Annotated in this window: 12 protein-coding genes; 6 read left to right on the forward strand and 6 right to left on the reverse strand. The window is 62.8% G+C overall.

Translation table 11 applies throughout. From position 1 onward, the window contains the following. Positions 1-6 precede the first annotated feature (6 nt). Complete coding sequence (gene ilvA / locus ACZ0AJ_RS21955; RefSeq protein ID WP_499456489.1) at positions 7-1,545, reverse strand: threonine ammonia-lyase, biosynthetic; 1,539 nt, start codon at positions 1,543-1,545, stop codon at positions 7-9. 182 nt (positions 1,546-1,727) lie between these two features. Here ilvA and ACZ0AJ_RS21960 point away from each other — a divergent pair, with 182 nt between their 5' ends. The 6 genes from ACZ0AJ_RS21960 (at position 1,728) to ACZ0AJ_RS21985 (ending at position 8,952) form a co-directional block, all read left to right on the forward strand. After that, positions 1,728-2,231 carry a YqaA family protein gene (locus tag ACZ0AJ_RS21960; protein ID WP_258837230.1) on the forward strand — a complete coding sequence of 168 codons (504 nt, stop codon included), beginning with the start codon at positions 1,728-1,730 and terminating at the stop codon, positions 2,229-2,231. A 65-nt stretch (positions 2,232-2,296) separates the two neighbouring features. Further along, entirely contained in the window at positions 2,297-2,869 is a 573-nt protein-coding gene (locus tag ACZ0AJ_RS21965) for a flavin reductase family protein (protein WP_499456490.1), read from the forward strand. A gap of 219 nt (positions 2,870-3,088) precedes the next feature. Next, positions 3,089-7,102 (forward strand): DUF3683 domain-containing protein, encoded by a 4,014-nt coding sequence (locus tag ACZ0AJ_RS21970; RefSeq protein WP_499456491.1) that lies wholly within the window; start codon positions 3,089-3,091, stop codon positions 7,100-7,102. Then, positions 7,099-7,530, forward strand: coding sequence for an HIT family protein (locus ACZ0AJ_RS21975; RefSeq protein ID WP_499456492.1), 432 nt, complete (start codon positions 7,099-7,101; stop codon positions 7,528-7,530). The genes ACZ0AJ_RS21970 and ACZ0AJ_RS21975 overlap by 4 nt, the downstream gene beginning before the upstream one ends. A gap of 13 nt (positions 7,531-7,543) precedes the next feature. Next, complete coding sequence (locus ACZ0AJ_RS21980) at positions 7,544-7,981, forward strand: gamma-butyrobetaine hydroxylase family protein (protein ID WP_499456493.1); 438 nt, start codon at positions 7,544-7,546, stop codon at positions 7,979-7,981. A gap of 281 nt (positions 7,982-8,262) precedes the next feature. Continuing rightward, positions 8,263-8,952, forward strand: a complete 690-nt coding sequence (locus ACZ0AJ_RS21985) for an Npun_F0296 family exosortase-dependent surface protein (RefSeq protein WP_499456494.1) — start codon at positions 8,263-8,265, stop codon at positions 8,950-8,952. Between the two features lie 310 nt (positions 8,953-9,262). Here ACZ0AJ_RS21985 and ACZ0AJ_RS21990 read toward each other — a convergent pair whose 3' ends face one another. The 5 genes from ACZ0AJ_RS21990 to ACZ0AJ_RS22010 form a co-directional block, all read right to left on the reverse strand. Beyond that, positions 9,263-9,469, reverse strand: a complete 207-nt coding sequence (locus ACZ0AJ_RS21990) for a cold-shock protein (RefSeq protein ID WP_183554103.1) — start codon at positions 9,467-9,469, stop codon at positions 9,263-9,265. 193 nt (positions 9,470-9,662) lie between these two features. After that, complete coding sequence (locus ACZ0AJ_RS21995; RefSeq protein ID WP_499456495.1) at positions 9,663-11,069, reverse strand: hypothetical protein; 1,407 nt, start codon at positions 11,067-11,069, stop codon at positions 9,663-9,665. A 38-nt stretch (positions 11,070-11,107) separates the two neighbouring features. After that, positions 11,108-11,635 (reverse strand): hypothetical protein, encoded by a 528-nt coding sequence (locus tag ACZ0AJ_RS22000; protein WP_499456496.1) that lies wholly within the window; start codon positions 11,633-11,635, stop codon positions 11,108-11,110. An 11-nt stretch (positions 11,636-11,646) separates the two neighbouring features. Further along, positions 11,647-12,330, reverse strand: coding sequence for a C39 family peptidase (locus tag ACZ0AJ_RS22005; protein WP_499456497.1), 684 nt, complete (start codon positions 12,328-12,330; stop codon positions 11,647-11,649). A gap of 2 nt (positions 12,331-12,332) precedes the next feature. Next, a complete protein-coding gene (locus tag ACZ0AJ_RS22010) occupies positions 12,333-12,734 on the reverse strand; it encodes a hypothetical protein (RefSeq protein WP_499456498.1) in 402 nt (133 codons plus the stop codon). Positions 12,735-12,785: the final 51 nt, after the last annotated feature.

Genomic DNA, 12,785 nt, shown 5'->3' on the forward strand with positions numbered 1-12,785 from the left:
GGGGCGTCAGGCGCCCAAAAACAATTTATAGACGGGATTGCTGCTTTCGTCCCAGTAACGGTAACCAAGCGACGCCAGGAATTGCCGGAACTCGGCCATTTCGGTCGGCGGCACTTGCAGCCCCACGAGAATGCGGCCCACATCGCCGCCTTGGTTGCGATAGTGAAACAGAGAGATATTCCAGTTCGGCGCCATGCTGTCCAGGAAGCGCATCAGCGCGCCCGGCCGTTCAGGGAACTCGAAACGATACAGCAATTCATCGTGGGCCAGCGAACTTTTGCCACCCACCAAGTGGCGGATATGCAGCTTGGCCAGCTCGTCGCCGGTCAGGTCGAGCGTCTTGTAGCCATGCTCTTCGAACGTGCGCGCCAGCAGTCCGGACTCGCTGCGGCTGCCCACCTGCACGCCGACGAACACATGCGCTTCGCTGGCATCGCTGATGCGGTAATTGAATTCAGTCACGTTGCGCGGGCCGACCAGGCCACAAAAACTGCGGAAGCTCCCGCGCTGCTCGGGCACGGTGACCGCGAACACGGCTTCACGCGACTCGCCCAGTTCGGCGCGCTCGGCAACGAAGCGCAGGCGGTCGAAGTTCATGTTGGCGCCGCAGGCCACGGCCACCAGCGTTTCACCTTTGACCGGCTCGCGGTCCATCTGCGAGCGCTCGATATACGCCTTGGCGCCGGCGATGGCCAGCGCGCCGGCTGGCTCGAGAATGCTGCGCGTGTCCTGGAACACGTCCTGGATCGCGGCGCAGATCGCGTCGGTGTCGACCAGGATGATCTCGTCGACCACCATCTGGGCGACGCGGAAGGTTTCTTCGCCCACCAGGCGCACCGCGGTGCCGTCGGAAAACAGGCCAACATCGTTCAGCGTGACGCGGTGCCCGGCCTTCAGGCTGCGCGCCATCGCGTCCGAATCGAGCGTCTGCACGCCGATGATCTTGATGTCCGGACGAATCTCCTTGACGTAGGCGCCGATGCCCGCGATCAGGCCGCCGCCGCCGATGGCGACGAAGATCGCGTGGATCGGGCCGGAATGCTGGCGCAGGATTTCCATGCCGATCGTGCCCTGGCCAGCGATCACGTCCGGATCGTCGAACGGGTGCACGAAGGTCATGCGCTGTTCTTTTTCCAGCAGCAGGGCATGGTTGTAGGCGTCGGTGTACGAGTCGCCGTGCAGCACGATCTCGACGCTGGCGCCGCCGCGCGCCTTGACGGCATCGATCTTGACGCCCGGCGTGGTCGTGGGCATCACGATCAGCGCGCGGCAGCCGAGACGGCAGGCCGACAGGGCCACGCCCTGTGCGTGGTTGCCGGCCGAGGCGCAGATCACGCCGCGGGCGCGCTGCTCGGGCGTCAGGTTGGCCATCTTGTTGTAGGCGCCGCGCAGCTTGAAGCTGAACACGCTCTGCATGTCTTCGCGCTTGAAATAGATGCGGTTGCCCATGCGCGCGGACAGTGTGGGGGCCAGATCGAGGGGCGTTTGTTCGGCAACGTCGTAGACGCGCGCGGTCAGGATTTTTTTGAGATAGTCGGTAGTCATGGTCGAAACACAAGGGTCAGGCCAATGCGGCTGGCGGGACGGACGACGCAAACTGTTCCGCTAGGGTGGGTGACCGTGGCGCGCAGTACGATCCGGCGCGCTGGGTGACAGGCGATCGTATCGTGTCGTGACGAAAGTTCCGGACCATTATAATGGACGCCTATTCCCTCGCCTAAGCTCGCATGATCGAAACCGCTGTCCAATGGCTGCTTGACCTCGTTGCGGCGCCGACTGTCGGGCTGACCTCCGTCTTCATCATCAGTTTTATTTCCGCTACGCTGCTGCCGCTGGGTTCCGAGCCGGCCGTGTTTGCGGTGATCAAGGCCAATCCCGCACTGTTCTGGCCGGCGATTCTGGTCGCGACCATTGGCAATACGCTGGGCGGCGCAGTCGATTATTTCCTTGGCTACCGCGCCAAGGTGGCGTTCGCGAAAGAGCGCCAGAGCCGCTGGTTCGGCTGGCTCAAGCGCTATGGCGCCAAGACGATGCTGCTGTCGTGGCTGCCAGGCGTGGGCGATCCGCTGTGTACGCTGGCTGGCTGGCTGCACCTGCCGTTCTGGCCAAGCCTGATGTATATGGCGATCGGCAAGTTCGCGCGCTACCTGACCATGACGCTGGCGCTGCTGTACGTGCCGGACAGTTTCTGGAAGTCGCTCGGCGACATGCTGACGCGCATTACCGGCTAGACCCGGGGAGGCAGTGCCTGAACAGGTGGGCATCCTGCCGGCACCATCACATCAAGGATACTTGCATGACCAACCGCGTTCCTGTACCCCTCGCAAAAGCCTACCGCCTGATGAACCACGGGCCGACGGTCCTGGTGTCCAGCCGCCACGGCGACGCCGTCAATGTGATGGCGGCCGCCTGGTCGATGCCGCTCGACTTCGATCCGCCCAAGGTGGCGGTGGTGATCGACAAGAACACACTCACCCGCAGCATGATCGAGGCGTCCGGCGAATTCGCGCTGAATATCCCATCGCGCGAGCTGGCGCGTCTGACCCTGCAGGTGGGCTCGACGTCGGGCCGCGAGGTGGACAAGTTCGCGGCGTTCAATGCGGGCGCCTGGACCGGAGAGCAGGTGGGTGCGCCGCTGCTCGACGGCTGCCTGGCCTGGCTCGAATGCCGCGTACTCCCTGAACCGCATATCCAGAACACGTATGACCTGTTCCTGGGTGAGGTCGTGGCGGCTTGGGCCGACCCGGCGGTGTTTGCCGATGGGCACTGGAATATGGCGGCGGGTGGCAAGAAAAGCATTCATTACGTGGCCGGTGGGCATTTCTTCGAGACCGGCGAGGCCTTCGAGGTGCTGGACAGTCCAAGATAACGGTGCAAACCAGGCCGGACGACATATGTCATTCCCGATGTGGTGCTTGATAAATACTGTGCACCCGCGCCTGTAGGTGAATAATGTTTGCATATCCGACACAGTATGAATATTTTGTTGCGTTGCACGCAACGACGAACGGGGCCGCGCCAAGCGTGGTGCAACGCAATACGATAGAATGAACGTCCTTCGGGCCTGTCCGACTGTCGACGAGTATTCATGAACGCCCCCGCACACATCCATACCCTGCTAGCCGATAACGCCCCCGCGCGCCTGCGCGAGATTCCGTACAACTACACCTCGTTCTCGGACCGCGAAATCGTGATCCGGCTGCTCGGTGAGTCGTCGTGGGAGTTGCTGGGCAGCTTGCGCGGCGCCCGCCAGACCGGCCGCTCCGCGCGCATGCTGTACGAGGTGCTGGGCGACATCTGGGTTGTGCGGCGCAATCCGTACCTGCAGGACGACATGCTGGACAACCCGAAGCGCCGGGCCAACCTGATCGAGGCGCTGCACCACCGCCTGGCCGAAGTCGACAAGCGCCGCACCACGGTCGACGCCCAAGATGACGGCGACCCGGCCGTGGCCGCAGCGCGCAGCAGCGCCGTCGAGCAGTTGCTGGCGGCTGCGCGCCGTGCGGTCGACGACTTCGGCCGCGAATTCTCCGAGACCTACGACCTGCGCAAGCGCGCGCTGAAGGTGCTGGGCGCATACACCGACAAGCGCAATATCCGCTTCGACGGCATGCACCGCATCTCGCACGTGACCGACGCCACCGACTGGCGCGTCGAGTATCCGTTCCTGGTGCTGGTGCCGGACACCGAAGACGAGATGGCCGGCCTGGTCAAGGGCTGCATCGAGCTCGGTCTGACCATCATCCCGCGCGGCGGCGGCACCGGCTACACGGGCGGCGCGATTCCGCTCACGCCCATGTCGGCTGTGATCAACACCGAAAAGCTGATCGGCATCGGCGAAGTCGAAATGACTGCCATGCCGGGCCTGGAACAGGATTACGCGACCATCCATACCTATGCGGGCGTGGTCACGCAGCGCGTGTCGCAGGCGGCCGAGAAGGCCGGCTTCGTGTTCGCGGTCGATCCAACCTCGGCGCATGCATCGTGCGTGGGTGGCAATATCGCGATGAACGCGGGCGGCAAGAAGGCCGTGTTGTGGGGCACTGCGCTCGACAACCTGGCCTCGTGGCGCATGGTCGACCCCAACGGCGACTGGCTCGACGTCACGCGCATTGCCCACAACCTGGGCAAGATCCACGATGCGCCGCAGGCCGAGTTTCTGCTCGAATGGACGCATCCGTCGGTCAAGGGCGCACCGAAAGGCGCGCCGTTTCGCACCGAGACCTTGATCATCGACGGCAAGCGATTCCGCAAGGAAGGCCTGGGCAAGGACGTCACCGACAAATTCCTCTCCGGCCTGCCGGGCATCCAGAAAGAGGGCACCGATGGCCTGATCACGTCGGGCCGCTGGATCCTGCACAAGATGCCGAAGTTCACGCGTACCGTGGCCCTCGAATTCTTCGGCCAGGCGCGCGACGCGATTCCGTCGATCGTCGAGATCACGAATTACCTCAATGGCTTGCCGAAGAACGGCGATCCGGCGTTTTCCACGCTGCGCCTGGCGGGCCTGGAACACCTCGACGAGCGTTACCTGCGCGCGGTCGGTTATGCCACCAAGTCCAAGCGCGGCGTGCTGCCGAAGATGGCGCTGTTCGGCGACATCGTCGGCGACGACGAAAATGCGGTGGCGCTGGCTGCGTCAGAAGTCGTGCGCATCGCGAATACCCGCGTGGGCGAAGGCTTTGTCGCCGTCAGCCCCGAAGCGCGCAAGAAATTCTGGCTCGACCGCGCCCGCACGGCGGCGATTGCGCGCCACACCAACGCCTTCAAGATCAACGAAGACGTGGTGATTCCGCTGCCACGCATGGGCGAATACACCGATGGCATCGAGCGCATCAACGTCGAGCTGTCGATCAAGAACAAGTTGCAACTGGCCGACGGCCTGCGCGACTACCTGGCGAGCGACCATCTGCCGCTGGCCAAGAGTGACGACGCCAGCAGCGGCGAAGGCGTCGAGCGCGACGAAATCATGGGCGACCGCCCGCTGCAGGCACGCGCGCTGGTCGATCTGGTGACCAAACGCTGGACCTTCATCCTGGCCAATCTGGATGCGCCACTGGTCGACGTGCGAGAGCAGCTCGAATCGCTCGGGCTCGATCATCTGTCGGCCGCCTTCGATGCGCGCCTGGCGATCCAGCCCGATGCATGCCTGTTCGACCTGGTGCAGGACCACACGGTGCGCATCTCGTGGAAAGCAGAGCTGCGCGCGCCGCTGCGCCAGATCTTCAACGGCAGCGCCTACACCTGCATCCTCGACGAGAGCACGGCGATCCACAAGCGCATCCTGCGTTCGCGCGTGTTCGTCGCGCTGCACATGCACGCCGGCGACGGCAACGTCCACACCAACCTGCCGGTGAACTCGGACGACTACGAGATGCTGCAGGATGCGCACAAGGCGGTCGAGCGCATCATGAAGCTGGCGCGCTCGCTCGACGGCGTGATCTCGGGTGAACACGGGATCGGCATCACCAAGCTCGAATTCCTGAAGGACGAAGAAATCCAGGAATTCCGCGACTATAAGATCCGCGTCGATCCGGAAGGGCGCTTCAACAAGGGCAAGCTGCTCAATCTGGAAGGCGCCCACGCCGACCTGCGCAACGCCTACACGCCGTCGTTCGGCCTGATGGGTCACGAGTCGCTGATCATGCAGCAAAGCGATATCGGCGAGATCGCCCACAGCATCAAGGACTGCCTGCGCTGCGGCAAGTGCAAGCCCGTCTGCACGACGCACGTGCCGCAGGCGAACCTGCTGTATTCGCCGCGCGACAAGATCCTGGCCACGTCGGCGCTGATCGAAGCGTTCCTGTACGAAGAGCAGACCCGCCGCGGCGTCTCGATCCGGCACTGGGAAGAATTCGAGGACGTCTCGGACCACTGCACCGTGTGCCACAAGTGCGTGACGCCATGCCCCGTGAACATCGACTTCGGTGACGTGTCGATGAACATGCGTAACCTGCTGCGCAAGATGGACAAGCGCAGCTTCAAGCCGGCCAACCGCGCGGCGATGTTCTTCCTGAACGCCACCGATCCGACCACCATCAACGCCACGCGCAAGGTGATGGTTGATTTTGGCTTCAAGGCGCAGCGCTTCGGCAACCGCATGCTCAAGGGCTTTGCCAAGCCGCAGCTGGCCGCGCCCGCGCCGACGACCGGCAAGGCGCCCGTGCGCGAGCAGGTCATCCACTTCATCAACAAGAAGATGCCTGGGAATCTGCCGAAGAAAACGGCGCGCGCCTTGCTGGACATCGAAGACGACAAGATCGTCCCGATCATCCGCAACCCCAAGAAGACCAATGCCGACACCGAGGCCGTGTTCTACTTCCCGGGCTGCGGATCCGAGCGCCTGTTCTCGCAGGTGGGCCTGGCCACGCAGGCGATGCTGTGGGAAGTGGGTGTGCAGACCGTGCTGCCGCCGGGTTATCTGTGCTGCGGTTATCCGCAGCGCGGCGCCGGCCAGTTCGACAAGGCCGAGAAGATGGTGACGGACAACCGCGTGCTGTTCCACCGGATGGCCAACACGCTCAACTACCTGGACATCAAGACGGTGCTGGTCTCGTGCGGCACCTGCTACGACCAGCTGGCGACGTACCAGTTCGAGAAGATCTTCCCGGGCTGCCGCATCATGGACATCCATGAATACCTGCTCGAAAAAGGCGTCAAGCTCGAAGGCGTGAACGGCACCCGCTACATGTACCACGAGCCGTGCCACACGCCGATGAAGCTGCAGGATTCGATCAAGACGGTCAACGCGCTGGTGTCGACGGTGGACAACGTGAAGATCGAGAAGAACGACCGCTGCTGCGGCGAGTCGGGCACGTTTGCCGTCTCGCGGCCGGACATCGCGACCCAGGTCCGCTCGCGCAAGGAAGGCGAGATGGTCAAGGGCGCCGACAAGCTGCGCGAAGACGGTTTCAAGGGCGACGTCAAGATCCTGACCAGCTGCCCGTCATGCCTGCAGGGCCTGAGCCGCTACAACGACGATTCGGGCACCACGGCCGACTACATCGTCGTCGAAATCGCCAAGCACCTGCTGGGCGAGAACTGGCTGCCCGAGTACGTCGCACGCGCCAATGCGGGCGGCATCGAGCGGGTGCTGGTATGACGGCGCTGCGCGAACCGGGTTGCGAGTTGTGCGACCTGTCGCTGCCCGCCGCATGGGCCGGCGAGAAGTTCAGCGTCATCGTCGTCGACGACGCGAACTATCCCGGCTTTTGCCGCGTGATCTGGCACGACCATGTGCGTGAGATGAGCGACCTGTCGGCGGATGACCGCTTCTTGATCAACGACGCCGTGTTCCAGGTGGAGACGGCAGTGCGCGAGGTGATGCAGCCATTGAAGGTCAATGTCGCCAGCCTCGGCAACGTGGTGCCGCACCTGCACTGGCACATCATCCCGCGCTACGCCGACGATGCGCACTTTCCGGCGCCTGTATGGGCGCAGGCGGTGCGCGCGACGGAACCTGCTATCCTCGCGGCGCGTCTTGCGCTGCACGACCAATTGGGCGCTGCCATCGCGCGCCGTTTTTCCTGATAAAGAGAGTGCCATGCCACATCCAACCGAATTGACTGTCCACCAGAAATCGCGCGTGCTCGACGTCGCCTACGACGACGGCAGCGCCTTTTCGCTCCCGTTCGAATATCTGCGCGTGTATTCGCCATCGGCCGAAGTGAAGGGCCACGGCCCGGGCCAGGAAGTGCTGCAACTTGGCAAGCGCGAAGTCGGCATCGCCGATGTCGAGCAGGTCGGCAACTACGCAATCAAGCCAACCTTCTCGGACGGTCACGATACCGGCATCTTCAGCTGGGATTACCTGTATGAGCTGGGCCAAAGCCAGCAATCGCTGTGGAAGCAGTACCTAGCGCGCCTGCAGGCCGCTGGCTATGATGAAGAGAGTGGCCGCGCGCCGGTGACGCAGTTCGCAGAAGTGGCGGCGGCGAAGTCGGGTGGCGGTGGTTGCGGCTCGGGCAGCTGCGGCTGCTGATTGCCAGCACGGCGCATTCCCTGCGTCGCACGGGGGCGTGACTGTCGACCGTCGTCGGATACCGTCCCCTCCAGTGCAAGCTTCGACACGCATGTAACGTAAAGTATAGTAAAGTATTATACTGTCGATAACAATTACGTTTCCGCAAAGATTTATTGCTAAGTAGCTGTTTGGTATAGGTTTTCTTCGGTGGCATGCTTAATGCTAATTACGAGGTCTCAACCCACCGGAGACCTATCATGAAAAAAGCCTTGGTTCCTTGCCTGGCATCGGTATTGCTGATGTCAGCTTCTGTAACACAAGCTGTAGAAATCACGTATGCCTCGGCAGTCGCGGCTGACGGGTCTGGCAAGACGAGTCTGCAAACGAACAATGTGTTTGTCGAAACGTTCGATGCCCCTGGTGGTGGTGCAACGATGCCAGCCAATATGGTTGCTATCTCGACCGTATCAGGCGGCGGGCTGGCGTATGGCCAAGGTCACCTGCCTGGCGTGTATGCGGCGCCAGCCAACGACACGACGTATTTCGCCTACGGCCCGGGCGCCGGCAGCGGTGCGAACACATCAGAAGTCAATTTCAATTACACCGGCTTGCTGAACTCCCTGGGCAACGGTGCCACCCTGAACTATCTCGGCCTGTATTACGGCTCGATCGATACGTACAACGACCTGATCTTCTACAACGCTGTCGGCGCTGTCATCCAGACCGTGACGGGCGCGTCGCTGATCGCCATGTTCAACGGCGAGCCGGGTAACCCGAATGCGGATAGCTCGAACATCTACGTCAACCTGTTCTTCACGCCAGAAGAAGAGTTCACGTCGTTCAGTTTCCGCACCACCGCCCATGCGTTCGAGGTGGATAACCTGGTGGTCGGCTATAACGTTGCGCCGGTGCCTGAGCCAGCCTCGCTCGCATTGCTCGGTCTCGGTCTGGCCGGTCTGGGCCTGGCACGTCGCCGCATCGGCAAATAACATTGCTGGCGGCGGATTGAAAACCTCCCTGACGGGAGGTTTTTTTTCGTAGTACACACAAGCACGGACCAACAGCCGCAACAGCCGGGGTCAGGTCTGACATTCAGACACGAACTCAGCCTTAACGTCCAATGGCGTCCTGCTCCGTATTAGCGTGGCCAGGCGCCAGCTGGTTCTGGGTAGCCCAATGTCGAGATCGTGTCCGAATGTCAGACCTGACCCTCGCTTTTTCAGTCGCCACAAAGACAAAGAGCACATCCGAAGATGTGCTCTTTTGCGTTGCTTGCCCGCCGTAGCGGGCCAGCGGACCTTACGCTTGCGGCTGGATGTTCGAAGCCTGCTTGCCTTTAGGACCGGTGGTGACGTCGAACGTCACGCGCTGGTTTTCTTGCAGCGACTTGAAGCCGTTGGCGTTGATCGCCGAGAAGTGCGCGAACAGATCTTCGCCGCCGCCGTCAGGCGTGATGAAACCGAAACCTTTTGCGTCATTGAACCACTTAACAATGCCAGTCGCCATTTTTATTCCCTCAAAAATTAATTTTACGTTGATGCCCTGTTTGCGTACCTAGGACAAAAACCAGGGTGACGCCTTACATTGCGAATCTGATTATAGGGCAAACTCTTAAAACGGAAGCAAGATTTTTCAATCGTCTCCGTATTTACCACAAGTCATCCCCCCTGCATGACCGATTTCAGGAATAAATTTCTGGTTAGAAAGTCATTGGCAAACGCAGCGTCAGCGTCACGTCCGGCGTGTCACGGGTGACGCCGGCGCCGACGGCGATGTTGAGCGAACGCTTTGGACTCAGGCGGTAGGAGTAGCCCAGCAGCAGGGTGCCCAGCTGCGTGCGTACCGAGCCGATCGAGGTCGCGCCGTTCTGGCGCATGCGCCCGATCGTGCTGTGGTCGTAGCCCAGGCTCAGCGACGCCTTGTCGTTGAGCGCCAGGCCCATGCCGAAGTTAAAGCCCAGCACGGCGCCCGGTTGCAGCGAGCCGAGCGGTTCGCGCTCGCCATTGCGTACCAGGCGCGTCACGTCGTCGCGCTTGAAGTTGTGCACGTAGCTCAGGTTGCCAAAGAAGACGGCCGGGTCGGATGGATACAGCCAGGTCAGCGTGGCTTGCAGCGAGTGGAAGCCCGAGCCGGTGGGCAGGTCCAGCGGCAGGCCGGTGCCGGTGACGTTCTCGCCGATGCAGCGGCGCTCGCAATCGGTAACCACTTCGAACGGATCGCGGCCGGTGCGGCTCTTGTAGCGCAGGCCGGCAATGTAATAACCCTTGTCGGCGCCGCCGTTATTGAGCTGATAGCGGCCGGCCACTTCAACGTCGCCCATGCCCTTGCCGGTCGTATCGAACACGCGCTCGACCGCCGTGCCGGTGAATATTTCCCGGCTGACGGTGGCGTCGGAGCGGTACACGTACGGCACCTTGACCTCGACTTCCATCCGGTTGCTGAGGCCGGTGCGGCCGGTGATCGCAGTGGTGAAGGTATTGCGTTTGATTTCACGCACGTCCACCAGGCCGATCAGCAGGGCCGGAATCACCGTGTAGCCGACCAGCGCCACACGGTTGCTCGACGAGTAGCCGTATTGCATCGACGGCTCGAGCACATAGGTCCCAGGCGCCGTGAGCACGCCCGGCTGGTCGCCGATCGGTGCGACTTCCGGCGGCCGGTTCGGTTGCTGGCGGCTGGTGTTTTGCGCCTGCGCCTGCGCAGCGGGCTGGGCCGGTACCGGGGCGGGCACGCCGGGCCGGTCAGGGCGCTGCTGTGGCGGCAGCGGCGCCGGTACGCCCGTCACAGCTGGTGGCAGTACGGGCGGCTCGGCCACCGGCGCCTGGCCGCTCATCGCGCCGCCCATGCCGCGCTGCTGCGACAGCAGGACGCCATCGGCCGGCGTCCCCATGCGCTGCAATTGCTCGCGCTGCGCCTGGACTTCCAGCAGCAGGCGATTGACCAGCGCGCGTTGCTGCGCCAGCTCGTCCTTCAGCTGCGACAGTTCGGTAGAGGATGGCTGTGCGCCATTGTTCGACAGGGGAGCAACTTGTTGAGCGAGTGCAGGCGGCGCCAGAAGGGCCGCCGCCAGGCCCGCAGCGCCGAGCCGCGCGACGTGTGGATACATCCAGATTCTCCAGAGTGAGTGTTGGTGGTGTTGAACATTCATAGCCCGCTCGGGGAACGCACGACGGCGTCCCGGATCGTCGACTGGAAATTGATGTCCTTGATCAGCGACATGCTGTTGACCGTCGACGAAATGGTGGTCGCGGTGCGGATGTCCTGGCCACTCAGCGTGTTCTGGACCAGCGTCGCACCGTTGGGCAGGTTGAGGTCGGCAGCGGCATAGTTGTTGCCGCCGATCTGGATCATCCGCGCTGCGCCGAGCGCGTCCTGGGTCAGGCGCGCCTGCTCGGCCGTCATGGCCGCCAGGTCAGGAATCGCGATATTCGTGCGCGCCATGATTTCGCCGTTGACCGACACGACGCGCTCGATGCCGAGCGACAGTGCCAGGCCGCCAGCCACTTCGAAGCCGCCACGGGCCGCGTCCAGCGTGGCTGCGGCGACCGGCTTGCCAAGTACCGGTACGACCGGCTCGGTGGCCTGGGCGCCCGGTAGAGTGCCCATCATCAGGCTCAGCAGGCCCAGCAGGCCCGGCAAGGCGGTGTGCAAAGGGAAGGTTAGAAAGCGCATGGTGGGTCCCGTTAAAAATCGCCCGGCCCGAACTTGGGCAGGGTCGCGCTGAGCTGGTCCTGGTGCATGCCGGTGCCCAGCGGCGCACGCGGCGCGCCGCGCCAGTCTTCCGGTGTATTGAAGGCAACCTGGTCCTTGTGGCTGTGGATCACGAACAAGATCTTGTTGCGCCAGATTTCCTGGAACCGCTCCATGCTCACGACGCGGTTGCCGGTGGATGGGTCGCCGATCAGGATGCGGCCGTCTTCGGCACCCTTGATGACCACGAAATGGTTGAAGCCGCGGTCGGTGATCAGGACGATGGCCGGCAGTTTTTCGGCGATCAGTTTTTCAATGGGCAGCTTGAAGCCGTCGGCGCGAAAGCCGCGCGTGGCCAGAAAGCGCTGCATGTCGAGCAGCGAAAAACCTTCTTTGTGAATCTTGGCCTGGTCGCCGGTCGCATACATCTGCTGGAACACGTCCTGTTCGGGCGTGGGCGTCTGATAGTGGTGCGACAGCAAGGTGGCCAGCGCGGCGGCGCCGCAGCTGTAGTCATATTGCTGGCGCAGCGTGCGCTGGAATTTGATGTCCTTGAGACTGGTCACCGGCACGTTGACGCGCCCGACGCCGGCCAGATCCAGTGCATGCGCACTGTGCGGCGCCAGCAGGGCGCCGCACAGTGCGATCAGCAGCATCAAGTGAGGGCCGGGTGTCATGCTCATTGCAATTGCAGGTTGATGACGGTCGCGTTCTGGATCAGGACGTTCGCGCCGGAATTCTGGATCACGACCGGCAAGCCCGACGAGTTGGCGAACGAGCCCCCGCTGATCACGTTCATGCCGGTGGTCACATTGATGGCCGTGTTGTTGCCGACGGTGCCGCCCAGCGTCGCTTCGGTGGTGATGATGTCGGTGCCGCCGCGCAGGTCGCCCAGAACAGCGGCGTCTGTGGTCTTGCCCCAGCCGTTCGCGAGATCGTCGCCGGGGGCCGGCGTCACGTTTACGGTCGACAAAAAGCTCACCACTACTGGCAATCTGGCCGGTTCGGTGACCTGGGCTGCCGCTGGCAGAGCAGCGCCTGCCGTCAGCAAGAGAAATCCAATCTGGTGTAGTTGTTTCATGATGCCTCGCTCGAAAGGACCGCCATGCGGGCAAAGCGCCGCATGGCGGGA

The organism is Telluria sp. AC161 (assembly GCF_979258535.1).

Coding starts and splice junctions, on each gene's coding strand:
- ACZ0AJ_RS21980 (WP_499456493.1), top strand. CDS start 7,544: ATGCCACATCCAACCGAATTGACTGTCCACCAGAAATCGCGCGTGCTC.
- ACZ0AJ_RS22010 (WP_499456498.1), bottom strand. CDS start 12,734: ATGAAACAACTACACCAGATTGGATTTCTCTTGCTGACGGCAGGCGCT.
- ACZ0AJ_RS21985 (WP_499456494.1), top strand. CDS start 8,263: ATGTCAGCTTCTGTAACACAAGCTGTAGAAATCACGTATGCCTCGGCA.
- ACZ0AJ_RS21995 (WP_499456495.1), bottom strand. CDS start 11,069: ATGTATCCACACGTCGCGCGGCTCGGCGCTGCGGGCCTGGCGGCGGCC.
- ACZ0AJ_RS21965 (WP_499456490.1), top strand. CDS start 2,297: ATGACCAACCGCGTTCCTGTACCCCTCGCAAAAGCCTACCGCCTGATG.
- ACZ0AJ_RS21970 (WP_499456491.1), top strand. CDS start 3,089: ATGAACGCCCCCGCACACATCCATACCCTGCTAGCCGATAACGCCCCC.
- ilvA (WP_499456489.1), bottom strand. CDS start 1,545: ATGACTACCGACTATCTCAAAAAAATCCTGACCGCGCGCGTCTACGAC.
- ACZ0AJ_RS21975 (WP_499456492.1), top strand. CDS start 7,099: ATGACGGCGCTGCGCGAACCGGGTTGCGAGTTGTGCGACCTGTCGCTG.
- ACZ0AJ_RS22000 (WP_499456496.1), bottom strand. CDS start 11,635: ATGCGCTTTCTAACCTTCCCTTTGCACACCGCCTTGCCGGGCCTGCTG.
- ACZ0AJ_RS21990 (WP_183554103.1), bottom strand. CDS start 9,469: ATGGCGACTGGCATTGTTAAGTGGTTCAATGACGCAAAAGGTTTCGGT.
- ACZ0AJ_RS22005 (WP_499456497.1), bottom strand. CDS start 12,330: ATGACACCCGGCCCTCACTTGATGCTGCTGATCGCACTGTGCGGCGCC.
- ACZ0AJ_RS21960 (WP_258837230.1), top strand. CDS start 1,728: ATGATCGAAACCGCTGTCCAATGGCTGCTTGACCTCGTTGCGGCGCCG.